The following is a 4,838-nucleotide window of genomic DNA, read 5'->3' as shown; positions in this document are numbered from 1 at the left end:
AGGAGGATTGTCGCTCACGATGTTGCCCTTTCGTCTCGATCAGGGTTCCAGCAGCGCCCGCCTGTGTCAACGTCGCGATGAGGGTGCGCGCGGCGTCGTCGCTCGGAGCATCGTCGGTAGGATCGATGACGGTCCGAGACCTCGGACCGCAGGTCCAGAGCAGGAGTGTCCTCATGAGCGCTGAGCGCGTCGTCCTCGTCACCGGCGGAAACCGCGGTATCGGCCGTGCCATCGCGGAGCGCTTCGTGCGGGACGGATACCGTGTCGCGGTCACCGCGCGCAGCGGCGAAGGACCAGAGGGAACCCTCACCGTGCGGGCGGATGTCACGGATGCCACCGCGCTCGACGCCGCGTTCACGGAGGTGGAGCAGCAGCTCGGCCCGGTGGAGATCGTCGTCGCGAACGCCGGGATCACCAAGGACACCCTCCTCATGCGCATGAGCGAAGACGACTTCGACAGCGTGGTGGCGACGAACCTCGGCGGCACGTTCCGCGTGGTGAAGCGCGCCTCGAAGGGCATGCTGCGCGCACGATTCGGTCGTATCATCCTGATCTCGAGCGTCGTCGGTCTGTACGGTTCCGCCGGCCAGGCGAACTACTCGGCGTCGAAGAGCGCGCTCGTCGGCTTCGCCCGCTCGATCACGCGTGAACTCGGTGCGCGCGGTATCACCGCCAACGTCGTCGCTCCGGGGTTCATCGAGACCGACATGACCGCGGAGCTCCCCGAGGAGACGCAGAAGCAGTACAAGGCGAGCATCCCCGCCGCGCGGTTCGCGACCCCCGACGAGGTGGCGGGCGTGGTGACATGGCTCGCCGGTGACGATGCCGGTTACATCTCGGGCGCGGTCATCCCGGTCGACGGTGGACTCGGGATGGGCCACTGATCCGGACCGGGGTGTTCACCTCGCGATCGAGGCGGTGAGCAGTTCTCCGAGTCGTTCCGGCATGGAGAACTGCGGCCAGTGCCCGGAACCTATGCGAACGACCTCGGCATCGTCGATCGCACGGAACTCGTCGGCATACTCGGCCCACTGGGCGATCATCTTCTCGAACGCGGACTGATCCACGCCACCCATGAGCAGGGTCGCCGGCACACGATACCGCGCCGGGTCACGCAGGACGATGCCGTCGGTCGGCACCCTCGCGGGCACGCTCCGGGTGAGCGGTGTCGTGCGCACACGGGTCGCCTCGTCGAGATCGTGTACATCCTCCTCGGGGAAGAAGTTCCACCCCGGGAAGGGGACCACGCCGTCGACGAGCTCGAACTCGCTGATGCCGCTTCCCGTCGGCGGGGGTGCCGTATCGACGAAGATGACGCGGCCGACGCGCTCGGGGCGCGCATCGACGACACCCCATGCGACGTTTCCTCCGCCGCTGTGACCGACGACGACGACGTCACCGGGAAGCGCATCGACCGCCGCGACCGCGGCATCGATCCAGTCCGAGATGCCGACCTCGGACGACGCCGACGCCGGTTCGCCGAGGCCGGGCATGGTGAGGGGATGAGCGCGGTGCCCCGCCGCTTCCAAAGAGGGGATGACGTCTTCCCAACTGGACGCATCGAGCCAGAGCCCGGGGATGAGGATGATGTCCATGCGTCGACGCTAGCGGCGGCGTCGGACAACCTCCAGAGGGATCCGTCTACGGAAGCAGAGCGATGACTTCGGAGAGGTCCTGCGGGCCGATCACGAGCGCGGCGGTCTGCCGTACGGTGGGCTTCGCATTGAAGGCGATGCCGAGCCCCGCCACCGCCATCATGGGCAGGTCGTTGGCGCCGTCCCCGATGGCGATCGTGGCGCGCGGACCTACGCCGAGTTCTGCAGCCCACTCCTGAAGGGACGCCGCCTTCGCGGCTCCGTCGACGATGTCGCCCTCGACAAGGCCGGAGAGGACGCCGTCCACGACATCCAGGCGGTTCGCTCGCCAGCGATCGACGCCGAGTTCCGGCGCCACGGCGTCGAGGATTTCGTGGAAGCCGCCGGAGACGACCCCGACGACACCGCCGCGATCGTGGACTGCTGCCGTGAGCTCGCGGACTCCGGGGGTGGGCTCTATCCGTGCGCGGACGCGCTCGAACGCCGATACGGGCACTCCCTGCAGTGCCGCGACCCGGGAGCGCAGGCTCGTCGCGAAGTCCACTTCGCCGCGCATCGCCGCCTCGGTCGCCGCCTGAACCTCGGCGCGACGGCCTGCTTCGTCGGCGAGGAGTTCGATCACCTCGTTGCGGATGAGGGTGGAATCAGCATCGAGGACGACGAGGAATCGCGCAGCGGTCACCCGTCGAGCCTAGCGACCGCCCGGACCGCCTGAGCGCCGCATGACGCGTCAGCGTTCGATGAAGACGCCCTTGCCCACGACGGTGATGCCGGACTCGGTGACGGTGAAGCCACGGGCCAGGTCGCGCTCACGGTCGACCCCGACCGTCGCGCCATCGGCCAGGACGACGTTCTTGTCGAGGATGGCGCGGTGGATGCGCGCACCCTGCCCGACCTGCACGTGATCGAACACGACCGAGTCCGTGATGGTCGATCCGCCCCCCGCCAGAGTCCATGGACCGACCACGCTGCGTTCCAGGTGCGTGCCCGACAGCACCGATCCGAGGGAGACGATCGAGTCGATCGCGTTGCCGATGCGACCGACGGAGTCCCTGACGAACTTCGCCGGCGGAGAGTTCACCGCCTGCGAGTGGATCGGCCATTCCATGTTGTACAGGTTGAAGATCGGCAGTGTCGAGATGAGGTCCCTGTGCGCATCGAAGAAGGAGTCGATGGTTCCCACGTCTCGCCAGTACGAGCGGTCGCGCGGCGAGGACCCCGGAACCTCGTTCTGCTTCATGTCGTAGTAGCCCGCTTCGCCGCGCTCGACGAAGTACGGGACGATGTCGCCGCCCATGTCGTGACCTGACACGGGCGACTCCCCGTCGGCTTCGACGGCGGCGATCAGTGCATCAGCGTCGAAGATGTAGTTGCCCATCGAGGCGAGCACCTCGTTCGGCGAATCCTCGAGCCCTGCGATGTCGGTCGGCTTCTCCAGGAACTGCTTGATCCGGCCCGACTCCGCGTCGGCATCGATCACGCCGAACTGCGACGCGAGCGCGAGCGGCTGGCGGATCCCCGCGACCGTGGCCTTGGCGCCCGACTCGATGTGCGCCTCGAGCATCTGCCGGAAGTCCATCCGGTAGACGTGATCCGCACCGATCACGACGACGATGTCGGGCTTCTCGTCGTTGATGAGGTTCATGCTCTGCAGGATCGCGTCGGCGGAGCCGGAGAACCATCGCTTGCCGAGGCGCTGCTGGGCGGGCACCGAGGCGACGTACGAGTCGAGGAGAGCCGACATGCGCCAGGTCTGGGAGATGTGCCTGTCGAGGCTGTGCGACTTGTACTGCGTCAGCACGACGATCTGTCGGAGGCCCGAGTTGATGAGGTTGGAGATGGCGAAGTCGATGAGCCGGTACTGTCCGCCGAACGGCACTGCGGGTTTCGCTCTATCGGCCGTGAGGGGCATGAGGCGCTTGCCCTCGCCGCCGGCGAGGATGATCCCGAAGACCTTCTTTGGAGCGGACATGGCTCCACCATAGATGCCATCCTCCTCGCTGTACTAGCGTTCAGACATGCGAGTTGAAATGATCACGAAGGAGTACCCGCCGGAGGTCTACGGCGGTGCCGGCGTGCACGTCGCCGAGCTCGTGGCAGCGCTCCGACTGCACCTCGACGTCCAGGTCCGCGCGTTCGGGTCACCGCGCGATGAGGCGGGTACGTTCGCCTATCGCACGCCGACGGAACTCGCCGGAGCCAACGCCGCGTTGCAGACGCTCGGCACGGATCTGGAGATCGTGTCGGCCATCGCCGACGCCGACATCGTGCACAGTCACACCTGGTACGCGAACTTCGCCGGTCACCTCGCCTCACAGCTGCACGGCATCCCTCACGTCCTGACGGCGCACAGCCTCGAGCCCCTTCGGCCGTGGAAGGCCGAGCAGCTGGGCGGTGGCTATGCGGTGTCGAGCGGGATCGAGCGACTGGCGTACGAGAACGCGGCCGCCGTGATCGCGGTGAGCGCCGGGATGCGCGCCGACATCCTGCGCAGCTACCCGCAGGTGGACCCGGCGAGGGTGCGGGTGATCCACAACGGGATCGACGTCGACCGGTGGCGTCCGGTGCACGACGAAGCCTTCCTGCGATCGATCGGGATGGACGCCGCTCGTCCGTCCGTCGTCTTCGTCGGCCGCATCACGAGGCAGAAGGGGCTGCCGTATCTGCTGCAGGCGGCGCGGCTCCTCCCTCCCGAGGTGCAGCTCGTCCTCTGCGCGGGTGCTCCGGACACTCCGGAGATCATGGCCGAGGTCCAGGAGGGTGTGCGTCTGCTCCAGCAGGAGCGGGACGGCGTCATCTGGGTCGAGCGCATGCTTCCCCGCGACGAGCTCTCGGCGATCCTCACGGCCGCGACGACGTTCGTCTGCCCTTCCATCTACGAGCCGCTGGGGATCGTGAACCTCGAGGCGATGGCCTGTGGTGCGGCGGTCGTCGGGACGGCGACCGGCGGTATCCCCGAGGTCGTTGCCGACGGCGTGACCGGTCGCCTCGTGCCGATCGAGCAGGCGCAGGACGGAACGGGCACGCCGGTCGACCCGGAGCGCTATGTGGCCGACCTCGCAGCCGTGCTCACCGAGGTCGCGATGGACCCGGACCGCGCACGTACGTACGGCGAGGCCGGGCGCGAGAGGGCGCGCAACGAGTTCAGCTGGGCGGCGATCGCCGAGACGACGCGCGCGCTCTACGCGGAGCTGACCGCCTGAGCCGATAGGCTGGGGGCATGCCGAGCGCTCTGGAATTCAC

At 67.8% G+C, this 4,838-nt stretch carries 5 protein-coding genes; 2 read left to right on the top strand and 3 right to left on the bottom strand.

Annotated elements, in window-relative coordinates:
- Nucleotides 1–173: 173 nt before the first annotated feature.
- Entirely contained in the window at nucleotides 174–884 is a 711-nt protein-coding gene (locus DSP71_RS04715; RefSeq protein WP_046749399.1) for a beta-ketoacyl-ACP reductase, read from the top strand.
- 15 nt (nucleotides 885–899) lie between these two features.
- Here the strand turns inward: DSP71_RS04715 and DSP71_RS04710 are convergent, their stop codons facing one another.
- Genes DSP71_RS04710 through DSP71_RS04700 form a run of 3 tightly spaced genes read right to left on the bottom strand, consistent with a single transcriptional unit; the run spans nucleotide 900 to nucleotide 3,567 of the window.
- Nucleotides 900–1,595: an alpha/beta fold hydrolase gene (locus DSP71_RS04710; RefSeq protein WP_113680476.1), complete on the bottom strand. Its 696-nt coding sequence runs from the start codon at nucleotides 1,593–1,595 to the stop codon at nucleotides 900–902.
- A 46-nt stretch (nucleotides 1,596–1,641) separates the two neighbouring features.
- Nucleotides 1,642–2,277 (bottom strand): phosphoserine phosphatase SerB, encoded by a 636-nt coding sequence (gene serB, locus DSP71_RS04705; protein WP_046749133.1) that lies wholly within the window; start codon nucleotides 2,275–2,277, stop codon nucleotides 1,642–1,644.
- A gap of 48 nt (nucleotides 2,278–2,325) precedes the next feature.
- Entirely contained in the window at nucleotides 2,326–3,567 is a 1,242-nt protein-coding gene (locus DSP71_RS04700; RefSeq protein ID WP_058631863.1) for a glucose-1-phosphate adenylyltransferase, read from the bottom strand.
- 46 nt (nucleotides 3,568–3,613) lie between these two features.
- Here DSP71_RS04700 and glgA point away from each other — a divergent pair, with 46 nt between their 5' ends.
- A complete protein-coding gene (gene glgA, locus DSP71_RS04695; RefSeq protein WP_113680475.1) occupies nucleotides 3,614–4,798 on the top strand; it encodes a glycogen synthase in 1,185 nt (394 codons plus the stop codon).
- Nucleotides 4,799–4,838: the final 40 nt, after the last annotated feature.

Source organism: Microbacterium sp. H6 (genome assembly GCF_003314775.1).
GTDB lineage: Bacteria > Actinomycetota > Actinomycetes > Actinomycetales > Microbacteriaceae > Microbacterium > Microbacterium oxydans.
The sequence above is the reverse complement of the archived record's forward strand: the minus strand, read 5'-3'. Positions and strand labels throughout refer to the sequence as shown.

Bases quoted from the DNA above. Each gene is read 5' to 3' on its own strand.
- DSP71_RS04715 (WP_046749399.1), top strand. From the start codon at position 174: ATGAGCGCTGAGCGCGTCGTCCTCGTCACCGGCGGAAACCGCGGTATC.
- DSP71_RS04710 (WP_113680476.1), bottom strand. From the start codon at position 1,595: ATGGACATCATCCTCATCCCCGGGCTCTGGCTCGATGCGTCCAGTTGG.
- DSP71_RS04700 (WP_058631863.1), bottom strand. From the start codon at position 3,567: ATGTCCGCTCCAAAGAAGGTCTTCGGGATCATCCTCGCCGGCGGCGAG.
- glgA (WP_113680475.1), top strand. From the start codon at position 3,614: ATGCGAGTTGAAATGATCACGAAGGAGTACCCGCCGGAGGTCTACGGC.